At 71.2% G+C, this 14115-nt stretch carries 13 protein-coding genes; 5 read left to right on the top strand and 8 right to left on the bottom strand.

What is annotated here, in order from left to right; all coding sequences use genetic code 11:
- Positions 1-104: 104 nt before the first annotated feature.
- From AB0A65_RS20345 to rimO, 3 genes are read right to left on the bottom strand one after another with little or no spacing between them, the layout of a single operon-like run.
- Positions 105-518 (bottom strand): helix-turn-helix transcriptional regulator, encoded by a 414-nt coding sequence (locus AB0A65_RS20345; protein WP_359953290.1) that lies wholly within the window; start codon positions 516-518, stop codon positions 105-107.
- Positions 519-573: 55 nt separating this feature from the next.
- On the bottom strand, positions 574-1152 hold the full coding sequence (gene pgsA, locus AB0A65_RS20340) for a CDP-diacylglycerol--glycerol-3-phosphate 3-phosphatidyltransferase (protein ID WP_359953288.1): 579 nt from the start codon (positions 1150-1152) through the stop codon (positions 574-576).
- Positions 1149-2633 carry a 30S ribosomal protein S12 methylthiotransferase RimO gene (gene rimO, locus AB0A65_RS20335; protein WP_359953286.1) on the bottom strand — a complete coding sequence of 495 codons (1485 nt, stop codon included), beginning with the start codon at positions 2631-2633 and terminating at the stop codon, positions 1149-1151. The genes pgsA and rimO overlap by 4 nt, the downstream gene beginning before the upstream one ends.
- A gap of 223 nt (positions 2634-2856) precedes the next feature.
- Between rimO and AB0A65_RS20330 the strand changes: the two genes are divergently transcribed.
- Entirely contained in the window at positions 2857-3957 is a 1101-nt protein-coding gene (locus tag AB0A65_RS20330; protein ID WP_359953284.1) for a hypothetical protein, read from the top strand.
- A gap of 19 nt (positions 3958-3976) precedes the next feature.
- Here the strand turns inward: AB0A65_RS20330 and AB0A65_RS20325 are convergent, their stop codons facing one another.
- Positions 3977-6319, bottom strand: coding sequence for a DNA translocase FtsK (locus tag AB0A65_RS20325; protein WP_359953493.1), 2343 nt, complete (start codon positions 6317-6319; stop codon positions 3977-3979).
- Between the two features lie 308 nt (positions 6320-6627).
- Here AB0A65_RS20325 and AB0A65_RS20320 point away from each other — a divergent pair, with 308 nt between their 5' ends.
- Positions 6628-7329 carry an SDR family oxidoreductase gene (locus tag AB0A65_RS20320; protein WP_359953283.1) on the top strand — a complete coding sequence of 234 codons (702 nt, stop codon included), beginning with the start codon at positions 6628-6630 and terminating at the stop codon, positions 7327-7329.
- 315 nt (positions 7330-7644) lie between these two features.
- Here the strand turns inward: AB0A65_RS20320 and AB0A65_RS20315 are convergent, their stop codons facing one another.
- The 3 genes from AB0A65_RS20315 to thyX form a co-directional block, all read right to left on the bottom strand.
- The gene (locus AB0A65_RS20315) at positions 7645-9336 is read right to left on the bottom strand and encodes a ribonuclease J (protein ID WP_359953281.1); all 1692 of its coding nucleotides are present in this window, start codon (positions 9334-9336) and stop codon (positions 7645-7647) included.
- The gene (gene dapA / locus AB0A65_RS20310; RefSeq protein WP_359953276.1) at positions 9327-10226 is read right to left on the bottom strand and encodes a 4-hydroxy-tetrahydrodipicolinate synthase; all 900 of its coding nucleotides are present in this window, start codon (positions 10224-10226) and stop codon (positions 9327-9329) included. The genes AB0A65_RS20315 and dapA overlap by 10 nt, the downstream gene beginning before the upstream one ends.
- 150 nt (positions 10227-10376) lie before the next feature.
- Complete coding sequence (gene thyX, locus AB0A65_RS20305) at positions 10377-11129, bottom strand: FAD-dependent thymidylate synthase (RefSeq protein ID WP_359953274.1); 753 nt, start codon at positions 11127-11129, stop codon at positions 10377-10379.
- A 203-nt stretch (positions 11130-11332) separates the two neighbouring features.
- On the opposite strand from thyX, the gene AB0A65_RS20300 reads away from it, so the two are divergent.
- A complete protein-coding gene (locus AB0A65_RS20300; protein WP_359953272.1) occupies positions 11333-11824 on the top strand; it encodes a hypothetical protein in 492 nt (163 codons plus the stop codon).
- Between the two features lie 11 nt (positions 11825-11835).
- Complete coding sequence (locus tag AB0A65_RS20295; RefSeq protein WP_359953270.1) at positions 11836-12657, top strand: DUF4097 family beta strand repeat-containing protein; 822 nt, start codon at positions 11836-11838, stop codon at positions 12655-12657.
- Between the two features lie 59 nt (positions 12658-12716).
- Here the strand turns inward: AB0A65_RS20295 and AB0A65_RS20290 are convergent, their stop codons facing one another.
- On the bottom strand, positions 12717-13226 hold the full coding sequence (locus AB0A65_RS20290) for a DUF2752 domain-containing protein (protein WP_359953268.1): 510 nt from the start codon (positions 13224-13226) through the stop codon (positions 12717-12719).
- A 158-nt stretch (positions 13227-13384) separates the two neighbouring features.
- Here AB0A65_RS20290 and AB0A65_RS20285 point away from each other — a divergent pair, with 158 nt between their 5' ends.
- Positions 13385-14065 (top strand): hypothetical protein, encoded by a 681-nt coding sequence (locus AB0A65_RS20285; RefSeq protein WP_359953266.1) that lies wholly within the window; start codon positions 13385-13387, stop codon positions 14063-14065.
- The last annotated feature ends 50 nt before the right edge of the window (positions 14066-14115 follow it).

Genomic DNA, 14115 nt, shown 5'->3' with positions numbered 1-14115 from the left:
CGCCGACTTGCCTCTAGTGTCGGACATCGGCGCCAACCGTGCGGGACAGGGGTGACGCCTACATCGCAAAACTACATCATCGGGTACGACGTTCCGGTACGCAGTCAGGCGGCCGCGCGGACCACCGAATCGGACACCTCGCCACGGCGGTGGCGGGACCGGACCTGCGAGATGGCGCCCGCCGGACGGCGGCGCCGCGACTCCTCCGCGGCGGCCTGCTCGCGGGACGGCAGCAGCACCGGCACCTGCCTGGCCTGCGGGTTCTGCGGGGCCTCGTCGCCGCGCTCATGCGCCGCGACCTCACGGGACACCTCGGCGAGCACCTCCGACAGGCGCACCTGGAGCGCCCCGCACACCGACGCCAGCAGCTCGCTCGACGGCTCCTTGTGGCCGCGTTCGATCTCCGAGAGGTAGCCCAAGCTCACATTCGCCTGCTTCGACACGTCCCGCAGCGTCCGCTTCTGGGCGCGGCGGCGACGACGCAGGGTCTCTCCCAGCAGTTCCCTCAACAACACCATAGGGTTCTCCTCCACGCCGCGGTCGCTCATATGAGCCTAAACGGGTCCTGCAAGCCTAGCTCGACCGGTTCGGCTCGCTCTCCCTAGATTTGAATGCTTTCCAGAGGTAATCCATTCCCGTCAGGACCGTGAGGATCAGCGCCGCGTACATCAGCCACAGCCCCACCGCGTCCAGCGGCGACGGCCACGGGAACAGCATCCACGACACCGCCGTGATCTGCAGGACCGTCTTCAGCTTCCCGCCGCGGTCCGCCGCCACCACCGTCCGGTTGCGGATCGCCATGCGCCACAGCGTGATCCCCAGCTCCCGCGCCAGGATCACCACCGTCACCCACCACGGCAGCGCGTCGTAGTAGCTCAGCAGCACCAGCGCCGTCCCGATCAGCGCCTTGTCCGCGATCGGGTCCGCCAGCTTGCCGAAATCGGTCACCAGCCCGCGTGAGCGCGCCAGCCACCCGTCCACGAAGTCCGTCGCCGAGATGAACACGAACAGCAGGCAGGCCGCGACCCGCCACCCCGTGTGCTCCATCCCCGACAGGACCACGAACACCGCGAACACCGGGACCAGGAAGATCCGGGCCACGGTCACCACGTTCGCGATGTTCCACGGCGACACCGGGGGGTCGGCGGTCACCACGCCTCCTCGACGAGCTCCGCCACCAGGTCCACGCCGTGCGAGTCCACGACCTTCGCGGTCACGAAGTCCCCGGGCTCCAGGCCCTCGACCTCGCCGACCAGGGCCACCGTGCCGTCGACCTCCGGCGCCTGGTGGGCGCCGCGGCCGTCCACGCCGTCGTCCTCCACGGACTCGACGAGCACGGTCATCGTCTCCCCCACGCGGTCGGCGGCGCGCTGGCTCACCAGCTCGTCGACGAGCATCGCGACGCGGGTGTGGCGGTCCTGGACCTCGTCCTCGGGGACGTGGCCGTCGAGGGCCACGGCCTCGGTGCCGTCCTCGTCGGAGTACGCGAACACGCCCGTGGAGTCGAGGCGGGCCGCTTCGAGGAAGCCCATGAGCTCCTCCACGTCCTCCTCGGTCTCGCCAGGGAAGCCGACGATCACGTTGGTGCGGGCGCCCGCGAGCGGGGAGACCTCGCGGATCTGGTCGAGCAGCGCGAGGAAGTTCTCGGTGGAGCCGAAGCGGCGCATGCGGCGCAGGACCTTCGCCGAGGAGTGCTGGAACGACAGGTCGAAGTACGGGACGACCTTCTCGGTCCGGTGCATCGCCTCGATGAGGCTCGGGCGCAGCTCCGCGGGCTGGAGGTACGACAGGCGGATCCACTCGATGCCGTCGATCGCGGCCATGCCTTCGAGGAGGTGCTCCAGGGCCTGCGTGTCGGGGAGGTCCTTGCCGTAGGAGGTGGTGTTCTCCGAGACGAGGTTGAGCTCCTTGACGCCTTCGGAGGCGAGCCACGCGGCCTCGGCGAGGATCTCCTCGGGCGTGCGGGACACGAACGAGCCGCGGAACGTCGGGATCGCGCAGAACGTGCAGCGCCGGTCGCACCCGGAGGCGAGCTTCAGGTTGGCGACGGGGCCGTCGGTGAGGCGCTTGCGCACGACCGCGAGGTGCTGCGGGGCGCCCGCGTCGAGCGCGGCGCCGTCGGCCTGCGCGGCGCGCGAGTGGCCGGGGACGACCGCGGCGGCGGCCTGGCGGGCGGCCGGGGCGAGCGGCAGCAGCTTGCGGCGGTCGCCGGGCTGGTGCGACTCGATCTTGCGGCCCGAGAGGATGTCGTCGAGGCGCGCGGCCATGTCCGGGTAGTGGTCGAAGCCGAGGACGGCGTCGGCCTCCGGGAGGCTCTCGGCGAGCTCGCGCCCGTAGCGCTCGGCCATGCACCCGGTCGCGACGACCTTGGCGCCGGTGTTCGCGGCCTCCAGCAGGACGTCGATGGACTCCGTCTTGGCCTGCTCGATGAACCCGCAGGTGTTGACCATGACCACGTCGGCGTTCTCGCCGTCGTCGCTGATGCGCCAGCCCCCTGCGGACAGGCGCGCGGCCAGCTCCTCGGAGTCGGTCTCGTTGCGGGCGCAGCCGAGCGTCAGGAGCGCGACGCTCTTGGCGGCGCTTCCGGACTGGTCCCCGGCGGTCTGGTCGGCGGTCGAATGAGCTGATGACACCAAGAAAGCGTACCCAGGGGCGGCCGGTGAACGCCCGGGGCGGCGGGCAGCGTCACCGTGGCCCGCGGCGTAGAGTGGCCGACCCCACGTCCCGGGCCGTCCGGGGCCGGTCACGGACGGTATGCACCGATTGCGCCGCGGACGAATCCGGCCATTCGCGGCCCTCCTGCGCTGGGGCAACATCGGTTCACCGGACGTCGCACGCATACTTTAGGCTGGTTCCATGTCCCCCAAAGGCATCGCCCCAGCCGACAGGATCCCCGCAAGCAGCACCGCCCGCAGGGCCGCGTTCGCGGTGCTCGCGGCGGCGTCCGCGCTCACCGCCGCCGCGTGCGGCGCGGTGCCCACGGGCACGCTGAACACCCGCGCGGGCTACAGCCTCACCAGCGACGACGTGCCCGTCTCGATCTGCCCGAGTGAGGGCGAGACGCGCTTCGAGGGCGACGAGGGGCTGCTGCGCGGCGCGCACTTCGCGCTCCGCGTCGAGTGCGTGGCCTCGTTCGACGCCGTCCCCGAGGGCTTCCAGCTGGAGTACCTCGTGGGCGAGGCGCACCCGATCACGATGCCCCCGCCGCCCGGGTACGAGTTCACGCTCGTGCAGTTCGCGCCCGAGCCCGGCGTGGAGGCGCCGTACGCGGTGGACGACCTCACGGAGCTGACGGGGAAGCTGGTCATCGGCTCCGAGGAGTGGGAGTTCGCGGGCACCTCGCCCGTCCCCGGCGCCGCGTACCTCGCGGTGGTCGAGAAGGACGCCCCGGTGACCCTGGAGATGACCGACTCCGAGCGGACCCAGACCATGGACCTGCGGGCGCGCACCCGCGACGGGCTCGTCCAGGCCCTGTACAACGCGTCCACGGACTCGGTGACCACCGACGTCGTGGAGAACTCCGTCGACGGGTACACCTCGACCGGGTCGTACGAGTACTGGTTCGACGACTGGGTCTACTCCACGGAGTTCACCCTCACGCGTGAGGTGTACCAGCCCGGCGAGGGCTGGGTCGCCGAGAACGACGGCGCGGTCCTGGCCCTCCAGTTCGGGTGGCTCCAGTCCGGTTCGGGCCTGGAATGGGACATCGACCCGCAGGAGGCCCTTGCGGTCGCGGACGCGAACGGGGCCCTGACTGCGGCCTCGGTGGACTACACCGACGAGGAGTGGGGCGACGGGATCTGGCGCACGTACTTCCTGGAGTACGCCGTCCCGGCCGACAGCCTCGTGTTCACGCTGACGTTCCACCCCGAGGGCCCGGTCGAGTGGCCCGAGGAGGGCATCTCGATGCCGATCACCGGCGACAAGACCCACGAGCTGACCGCCAGCTTCGAGTAGCGGACAGGTCTGCTTCCGGTCACTCGCCCTGGATGGAGGCGATGACCGAGTCGAGCTCGTCGGGCTTGACGAGGACGTCGCGGGCCTTCGTCCCCTCCGAGGGACCGACCACGCCGCGGGTCTCCATGAGGTCCATGAGCCGCCCGGCCTTCGCGAAGCCCACGCGGAGCTTGCGCTGGAGCATCGACGTGGACCCGAACTGGGTGGTGACGACCTGCTCGATCGCCTGGATGAGCACTTCGAGGTCGTCGCCGATGTCCGGGTCGATCTCGCGGGTCGAACCGGGCGTCGCGGTGACCTCCTCGATGTACTGGGCGTCCATCTGCGCCTTCGCGTGCTCCACGACCGCCTCGATCTCCGCGTCGGAGACCCACGCGCCTTGGATGCGCTCGGGCTTGGACGCGCCCATCGGCAGGAACAGGCCGTCGCCGCGGCCCACGAGCTTCTCGGCGCCGGGCTGGTCGAGGATGACCCGCGAGTCCGCGAGCGAGGACGTCGAGAACGCGAGCCGCGAGGGCACGTTGGCCTTGATGAGGCCCGTGACGACGTCCACCGACGGCCGCTGCGTCGCGAGCACCAGGTGGATGCCGGCGGCGCGCGCGAGCTGCGTGATGCGCACGACCGAGTCCTCCACGTCCCGCGCGGCGACCATCATCAGGTCCGCCAGCTCGTCCACGATGACCAGCAGGTACGGGTGCGGCCGGAACTCGCGGCCCGACGCCGGGTGCTCCTTGATCTCCCCCGACCGGACCTTCCGGTTGAAGTCGTCCACGTGCCGCACGCCCGCCGAGGCGAGGTCCTCGTACCGCATGTCCATCTCCTTGACGACCCACTGGAGGGCGTCGGACGCCTTCTTCGGGTTCGTCACGATCGGGTGGACCAGGTGCGGGATGCCCTCGTAGTTGGAGAGCTCGACGCGCTTGGGGTCGATGAGCAGCAGGCGCACCTGCTCGGGCGTGGACCGCACCAGGATCGACGTCAGCAGCGTGTTGATGCACGAGGACTTGCCCGAGCCCGTGGCGCCCGCGATGAGCATGTGCGGGGTCTTCGTCAGGTTCGTGAGGACGTACCCGCCCTCGACGTCCTTGCCCAGGCCCACGATCATCGGGTGCGCGTCGGCCTGCGCGGTCGGCGAGCGCAGCACGTCGCCGAGCGCCACGTCGTCGCGGTCGGTGTTCGGGATCTCCACGCCGACCGCGCTCTTGCCGGGAATCGGGTTGATGATCCGGATCTCGGCGCTCTTGACGGCGTACGCGATGTTCTTCGAGAGCTGGATGATCCGCTCCACCTTCACCGCGGGGCCGAGCTCCACTTCGTACCGCGTGACGGTGGGGCCGCGCGTGAAGCCGGTGACGGCGGCGTCCACGTTGAACTGCGCGAACACCTCCTGGAGGGCCGCGATGACGACCTCGTTGGCCTTCGAGCGCTTCTTCGCGACCGGCCCGGTCGGGAGCATGTCGAGCGGCGGGAGGCGGTAGTCGCCGTCCATCGCGCCGTCCGAAAGGGTCGGCTGCTCGATCTTCTTCGGTGCGGGCGTGTGCTTCGGGGGCTCGCGCACCGGCTCGGGCTCCGCGATCGGGGCCGAACGGCGCGGCGGCGGGGGCTCCTCCTGGTTGAGCTCGGGGACCTCCTCGGGCGCGAGCCGCGGCAGGACCGTGGTGGGGCGGTGGACCCGGCGGGCCTCCTCCTCCTTGAGGCGCTTGGCCTCCCGGCTCTCGGCGCGGGTGAGGCGCGGCTCGGCCCCGTCCTCCTCCTCGCCGTCCTCATAGGTCTCCACCTTGCCGGTGGCGAGGCCCCACAGGTGCATGAGCTTCGTCGGCACCTGGTTCAGCGGCGTCGCGGTCACGACGAGGACCCCGAACAGCAGGAGCAGCACCAGCAGCGGGAACGCGACGTACGCCGAGACCGCGAGCGCGAGCCCGCCGCCGACGAGCCACCCGAGCTGGCCGCCCGCGACCATGCGCTCGCCCATGTCGGCGGGGAGGCCGGAGATGAGGTGGAGGAGGCCGAGGCTGGCGGCCCAGATGGCGGTCCAGCCGACCAGCGAGCGGCCGTGCGCGCCTTCGGGGGGTTCGAGGCGCATGACGCGGATGCCCCACAGCACCAGGAGGACCGGGAGCGCGCGGGTGGCGAGACCGAGGAGCCAGTCGAGGATGAACGCGAAGCGCTCGCCCACGGGCCCGGCGACGTCGAACCAGACGGCGCACGCGAGGACGATCGCGGTGGCGACGAGCAGCAGCCCGAGGCCGTCGCGGCGGTGCGCGGGGTCGATCTCGCGGGCCGTGGCGGCCTCCTTGCCGACGGAGCGGGCCATCCAGCCGGTCGTGCGCGCGGTGCCGACCCACAGGCCGCGGAGGCCCATCCCGAGGGCTTCGAGGGGGCCGGGGATCGCGTCGGCGCGGGTGCGCTTCTTGACGGCCTTCTTCGCGGTGCGCTTGGCGGCGCCCGCGGTGGTCTTCTTGACCGCGCGCTTCGCCGTCGTCTTCTTGGCGGCGGCCTTCTTGGCGCCGCCGGTCGAGGCGGCGGGCTTGCGGCGCGCCGCAGGCGCACCGGACCGGCGGGCGGTCCCGCCCTTGCCGCTCGTCCTGGCCATCATGGTGCATACGTTACCGCCCGCACGCCGGTCGGCGTTGACGCGAAGGGCTTCACGGGAGGGGCTAATGTGACGACATGTCAAAAACGATCCTGGTCACCGGCGCGGGGCGCGGCCTCGGCCGGACGCTGGCCGAGCGGTTGAGCGCGCGCGGCGACACCGTGATCGCGCACGCCCGCAGCGAGGCCGCGCTCGCGGGGGTGCCGCACGCGAAGGCCCTGGTGGCGGACCTCGCGGAGCCGGGGAGCCTGGCGGACGCCGTCGCCGCCGCCGGCATCGACCGGCTCGACGGCCTGGTCCACAATGCCGGTGTCCTCAATGTCAACGCGGTGGCGGACGAGACGCTCGAATGGTGGCAGCGGACGCTCGCGGTGAACGTGGTGGCGGTGGCGGAGCTGACGCGGCTGCTGCTGCCGGCGCTGCGGGCGGCGCGGGGGCACGTGGTGTTCCTGAACTCGGGCGCGGGCCTGAACGCGGCGCCGAAGCTGGCGTCGTACGCGGCGAGCAAGCACGCGCTCAAGGCGATCGCGGACGCGCTGCGCGCGGAGGAGCGCGGGAACGGGCTGCGGGTGACGAGCCTCTACCCGTCGCATTTCGACACGGACATGCAGCGGGGCCTGCGGGACCAGTACGACTCGGACTACGACCCGGCGCGGGCGATGAGCCCGGATTCGGTGGCGGCCCAGATCGCCGCGGTCCTCGACGCCCCTGCGGACATGGTCGTGAACGACCTCCGCTCGGAGCCCCCGAACCCGCTCCCGATCAGCCCGAAATCCTAGCAAATCCCACTTTAAGCCGATAAATCCCCCTTAAGGGACCCCTGGCGCAACAGTAGCGCGGGGGTACGACAGCGAGACGGGGCCGCTCCCTCCCGGGAGCGGCCCCGCCGCTTACATGAGACTCACTCAGACATCGGGGCGGAGCGCCCCGGTCGTTCTCTCATATGCCGAGGCCCTGCGGCCTCAAGTCCTTTCGCGCCGCGCCGAATGCACCGCCGTGGACCCACCGCCGAGGGGGACGCCTGACCGCGTCCCCTCGGACTCCGAGGCCGAACCTCGCGCGCCCTCAGACTTCGAGACTGCGCTGCCCCGTCCTCAGACTTCAAGGACGTGGGGAACGATCATAGGCCGTCGCCGGTACGTGTCGTTGACCCACTTCCCCACAGTGCGGCGCAGGATCTGCTGGAGCTGGTGCGGGTCGGTGATCCCGTCCTGCGCGGCGCGCTCCATGGCGTCGCCGATCAGCGGCAGGACCCCGTCGAACGCCTTCGGGTCCTCGGAGAACCCGCGCGCCGACACCGTCGGCCCGCCGACGACCTTGCCGTTCTCGGAGTCGATGACGACCGTGGCGGCGATGAAGCCGCCGTCGCCGAGGACGCGGCGCTCGTTGAGCACCGGCTCGCCGACGTCGCCGACCGAGAGGCCGTCCACGTAGATCAGGTTGTTCGGGATGTGCCCGACGAGGCGCGCGCGCCCGTCGACCAGGTCCACCACGTCGCCGTTCTCGATGACGATGACCTGGTCGGCCGGGACGCCCGACTCGATCGCGAGGCGCGCGTGCGCCTGGAGGTGCCGGGCCTCGCCGTGCACCGGGATCATGTTCGAGGGCTTCACGACGTTGAGCACGTACAGCAGCTCGCCCGCGGGGGCGTGGCCGGAGACGTGGACCTTCGCGACGTCCTTGTGGATCACCGTCGCGCCGGTGCGCGCCAGGCGGTTGATCACGCCGTACACGGCGGTCTCGTTGCCGGGCACCAGCGACGACGCGAGGATCACGGTGTCGTCGGGCTCCACGGTGATGTGCCGGTGGTCGCCGGAGGCCATGCGGCCCAGGGCGCTCATCGGCTCGCCCTGGGAGCCGGTGGACATGTACACGATCTCGTCGTTGGGCAGGCGCACCGCCTCGTCCATGCTCACCAGCAGCCCCTCGGGGACGTGCATGAGGCCGAGGTCGCGGGCGATCGCCATGTTGCGGACCATCGAGCGGCCCACGAACGCCACCTTGCGCCCGTGCGCGTGCGAGGCGTCGAGCACCTGCTGCACGCGGTGCACGTGGCTCGCGAAGGACGCGACGATGATGCGGCCCTTGACGTCCTCGAAGAGCTTGTCGAGGACGGCGCCGATCTGGCGCTCGGAGGTCACGAACCCGGGGATCTCCGCGTTCGTGGAGTCCGACAGGAGCAGGTCCACGCCCTGGTCGCCCAGGCGCGCGAACCCGGCGAGGTCGGTGATGCGCCCGTCGAGCGGCAGCTGGTCCATCTTGAAGTCGCCGGTGTGGAGCACCAGGCCGGCCTCGGTGCGCACCGCGACGGCGAGCGCGTCCGGGATGGAGTGGTTGACGGCGAGGAACTCGCACCCGAACGGGCCGAGCTGGAGCGTCTCGTTCTCGGCGACGACGATCCCGGCGGGCTTGATGCGCCGCTCGCGCAGCTTGGCCTCGACGAGCGCGACGGAGAAGCGGGAGCCGACGACGGGGATGTCGTTCTTGTGCTCCAGCAGGAACGGGATGGCCCCGATGTGGTCCTCGTGGCCGTGGGTGACGACGATGGCCTCGATGTCGTCGAGGCGGTCGAGGATCGGCGTGAAGTCCGGCAGGATCAGGTCGACGCCGGGCTGGTCGACGTCGGGGAAGAGCACCCCGCAGTCGACGATGAGCAGGCGGCCCTCGTATTCGAAGAGGGTCATGTTCCGGCCGATGGCGCCGAGGCCGCCGAGCGGGATGACCCGGAGGGCCCCGTCGGGGAGGGCGCCGGGTTCGCCGAGGTTCTTGGGTCGGGTCAGGCCCATCGGGCCTCCTTCAGGTCGGCGAGTCGGGCGGCGATGAGTGCGGAGAGGTCGGCGTCGGCGGGGAGCAGCGGCAGGCGCGGCTCCCCCGCGGGCAGGCCCGCGGTGGTGAGGCCGGACTTGACGGCGACGAGGCCGGGCCCGCTGAAGACCGCGTCGGTCAAGGGCAGGAGGGCGTCGTTGATCGCCTGCGCTTTGGCGGTGTCGCCGTCGTCGTAGGCGTCGAACATCGCGTTGATGTGGCGGCCGACGAGGTGGGCGGTCACGGAGACGACGCCGACCTGGCCGGTGGCGTACGCGGCGAGGTTGAGCTCGTCGACGCCGCAGTAGGCGGCGAGGCCGGTGCTGACGCGGACGCGCTGGGACTTGACGACGTCGCCGGTGGCGTCCTTGAACGCGATGATGTTCTCGTGCTTGGCGAGTCGCGCGAAGGTGTCCTCGGCGATGCCGAGCACGGAGCGCGGCGGGATGTCGTAGAGCATCACCGGGAGGGCGGCGGCGTCGGCGATGGCCTCGAAGTGGGCGGCGATCCCGGCCTGGGTGGGCTTGTTGTAGTACGGGGTGACGAGGAGGAGCCCGTGCGCGCCGGCCTTCTCGGCGGCCTGCGCGAGGCGCACCGAGTGGCGGGTGTCGTAGGTGGAGGCACCCGCGATGACGTGGGCGCGGTCGCCGACGGCTTCGAGGACGGTCTCGATGACCTGGGTCTTCTCCGCGTCGGTGGTGGTGGGCGACTCGCCGGTGGTGCCGTTGAGGACGAGGCCCTCGCAGCCCTGCTCGTCGACGAGGTGGCGCGCGAGGGCGGCCGTGCCGGGGACGTCGAGTTCCCCTGAGGGCGTGAACGGCGTGATCATCGCCGCGAGTGTTCGCCCGAAGGGGCGCGTTGCGTTGCGCATCTGCTTTCACCAATGCTGGTTGCGGCGGCGGGGGCGCTGCGCCCGCCGCTCGTTTCGTATAACTGTCTCAAGTTCATTGCGCCCGCGGCTCGGAACCGGACCCCGCGGCGACGCGGGGGCCGGAAGCTGCGGGCGGTGCGCCCTGCGGCTCTACCCCTCGGTGACGTAGGGGCTGGAGGCGACCTCGGTGCCGTCGTCGAGCTTCGAGATCTGGAAGTCGGCGAAGACGTTCGCGGCCTTGTCCTTGAGCTGCTTGAGGCACTCGACTGCCAGCGCCCGGATCTCGACGTCGGCGTGCTCGGAGGCGCGCATGGCGATGAAGTGCCGCCAGGCGCGGTAGTTGCCGGTCACGACGATGCGGGTCTCGGTGGCGTTGGGGAGGACCGATCGCGCCGCTTGGCGCGCCTGCTTTCGGCGGAGGGTGCCGTTCTTGACGTCGGCGAACTTCTTCTCCAGGCCTTCGAGGAGGTCGTCGTAGGCGCTCTGGGCGGCGTCGGCCGCGGCGAGGAAGCGGTCGTGGAGTTCGGGGTCGTTCGCGATCACTTCGGGCTCGACCATGTGCGCGTCGCGCTCGGGGACGTAGCGCTGCGAGAGCTGGGAGTACGAGAAGTGGCGGTGGCGGATCAGCTCGTGGGTGAGGGAGCGGGAGATGCCGCTGAGGTAGAAGCTGACGGTGCCGTGTTCGAGGACCGAGAGGTGTCCGACTTGGAGGATGTGGTCGAGGTAGCCGGCGTTGGTGGCGGTCTTGGGGTTGGGCTTGGTCCACGACTGGTAGCAGGCGCGGCCGGCGAACTCGGCGAGGGCCTGTCCGCCGTCGGCGTCGGTGTCCCAGGGGACGTCTGCGGGCGCCTCGAAGTGCGTCCAGGCGATGAGTCGGACGTCCATCGGTACGATTTCGGGCATCCCCGCTCCCCCTCGTTCGTGTTCGGTGGCTGTTAGTGCTGGTTCTCGACTCCCTGAGGGTACTCGGCGGGGGAGTGTGGTCCTGCACGCGCCCGGCCGCGGGTGCGTCCGGGTGTGCTCTGTGGGGCGGGCGGGGCGGGGTTGCGCGTCCCGGCTCCAGCGCGCCGCTTGACAGACGTCAGAAATGATGTCATCATGGTGTCATGGACTTGACGCCGTACATCGAATCGCTCCGCCGGAGCCTCACCGCCGCCGCCGCGCCGGGCGGGGAGGACGCCGCGCGGACCGCGGAACTGCTGTCAGAAGCGCTCGACGCGGGTGCGCGCCTGGCGCTCATGGAGGCCCTTTCTGAGGCCGCCGCCGAGATCACGGCCGGGTTGGACCAGGCCGGTTCCCCGGCGTCGGTCGATCTGCGGGTGCGCGGCAAGGAGGTCGACCTGCGCGTCAGCGGCGGCGAGACCGCCGAGGCCGCGCCGCCCCCGGCCCCGCCGGTGGACGACGACGTCGCCCGCATCACGCTGCGCCTGCCGGAGTCGCTCAAGGAGGACGTCGAGCGCGTCGCCTCCAAGGACGGCGCCTCGGTCAACGCCTGGCTGGTGCGCGCGATCAACAACGCGGTCCACGCCTCTCGCACGTCGGGGCAGCCCGCGGGCGCGAAGTACAGCCAGCGCATCACCGGCTACGCCCGGGCTTAGGAGCAGCAAGGATGAACGAGTACACCGAATTCACCCACGACGGGCCGGTCACGGCGGCGATCACCCTCGCCGACGGCTCGGTCACCGTCACCGCCCACGAGCTGAACACGGTCCTCGTCGAGGTGAAGCCCGCGCAGCGCCGCTCCGAGGGCGACTCCGACGCGGCCGACCTCGCGAGCGTGTCGTTCGAGAACGGGCACCTGCGCGTGGTGGCCCCCGAGAAGGCGCAGAACTGGTTCTTCCGCAAGGAGATCGGCGTGCACCTCTCGGTGCGGCTGCCGGTCCGGTCGGAGGTGTCGGTCAAGACGACGTCGGCGCCGATCAGCCTGCACGGCAAGCTGGGCGCGGTCTCGATCAACACGGTGGCCGGGTCGGCGACCGTGGAGAGCGCGACGAGCGTGAAGGCGAACACCGTGTCGGGTTCGATCAGCGTCATCGACGCGATCGAGGACTTCCGCGCGAACACCGCGTCGGGGCAGGTCAAGGCCGACCACGTCGGCGGGGACTTCTCGGCGAAGACGGTGGCGGGCTCGATCTCGGCCGAGCGGCTGGACTCGAACGCGAACGTGAACACCCTGTCGGGCGGGATCGAGCTGGGCGCGCTGCGCTCGGGCTCGGTCCGGGCGAACACGGTCTCGGGGCGCATCAGCCTCGGCGTGGTCCCGGGCACCGACATCTGGGTGGACCTGGACGCGAAGGCCGGTTCGGTGACGTCGGAGCTGGCGACGGGCGACACGTCCCCGGCGCCGTCGAGCGACGGGACGAGCCTTGAGGTGCGGGCGCGGTCGGTGTCGGGCGACATCTACCTGCACCGTGCGAGCGCGTTCGCTTAGGACTTCACTCAACACCCACTAGCGGGCCCGGTCGCGGAAGCGGCCGGGCCGCTTCGCGTTCAGACGTAGAAGAACGTGAAGGGCGGCCAGGGGAGGTTGCGGAGGACGAAGAACGCGCCCCAGGCGGAGAGGAAGACGGTGACGAGGCCGGGCGTGAGGTGGAACGTGGGGAGGCGCCAGGTGAGGCGGGGGAAGAGGCGCGGGACGGCCCAGGCGAGGTACATCCAGGCGATGAACGGGGCGGCGAAGACGGCCATCAGGTGGTGGCGGGCGGCTTCGGGCAGGTCGAGGGTGAGCACGTAGTAGAACGCGCGGGTGCCGCCGCAGCCGGGGCAGTCGAAGCCGGTGGCGAGTTTGAACAGGCACGTGGTGGGGCCGGTGTCGTCGGTGGGGTTCGTGGCGACGACGCCCGCGGCCGCGCCCGCGAAGCAGGTGAGGATGAGCAGGGGCGCGAACCAGGGGCGCCCGACGGCGCCGGTGACCCAGCGTTTGACGGGGTTGCCGCGCTTGCGCTGCGGCTGCTCGGGTTCGGGCCGCGACTCCAGGGTCGCCTCATCGACTGCGCACACGGGTCCTCCTCCCCCACAGACTAGCGGGCACGGCCAGAGCCGCAGGGGCCCGTTCGCGGCGCCCCACTCAAGGACCGTGACACGGGGGTATGACATTCCGGGGGTGCGGTGTGGGCGAAAGCACGGCTTCGTCCGTTTCGCGGGCTTAGGCTCCTTCCATGCTGGGAATTGCTCGCCGGGTGCTGACCGGTGCCGCCGCGGTGGGTCTGGTGGCCGTCGCCTCCGGGTGCGTCAGGCTCGACCTGGGGCTGGAGGTCCGGCCCGACGACACGGTGGGCGGGGAGTTCACGGCCGCGTGGAGCGACGAGTTCCTGGAGCAGGCGCAGGACGAGGGCCTGGGGCGGTCGGAGCTGGACGCGTTCCTGGACGCGCTCCTCGACGGCGTGCCGGGGACCGAGCGGGTGCCGTACGAGCAGGACGGGTTCACGGGGCAGACCGCGTCGTTCACCGACCGGCCGCTGTCGGACTTCGCGGAGTTCGGCGGCGACGAGTGGGGCTACCTGCGCATCGGGCACGACGGGCGCGAGTACGGGCTCGAAGGCTACTGGGACCTGCGGGCGGCCGGGTTCATCGACCCGGAGGCGTTCGAGGACGCCGAGATCCTCATCAGCGTCAACTTCCCGGCCACCGTGACCGAGCACAACGGCGAACTGGACGGGCGCACCGTCACGTGGCGGATGGTCCCGGGCCAGGACTACGACCTGCACGCGACGGCCGTGGAGAACAACGGCTGGGCGTTCCTCATCGCCGGGGTCGGCGCGGTCGTCGTCATCGGGGCGCTGCTGTGGCTGTGGCAGTGGTCCGCGCTGCGGCGCCACTCCACCGGCCGGATCAGCTGACGCCCCGGCCCCGTTAGTTCGCGCACAAACCGTAGTCGCTCCGTACACGG

This window comes from Glycomyces sp. NPDC047010, assembly GCF_040644205.1.
Taxonomy (GTDB): Bacteria; Actinomycetota; Actinomycetes; order Mycobacteriales; family Micromonosporaceae; genus Glycomyces.
This window is presented reverse-complemented; position numbering and strand designations above follow the sequence as displayed.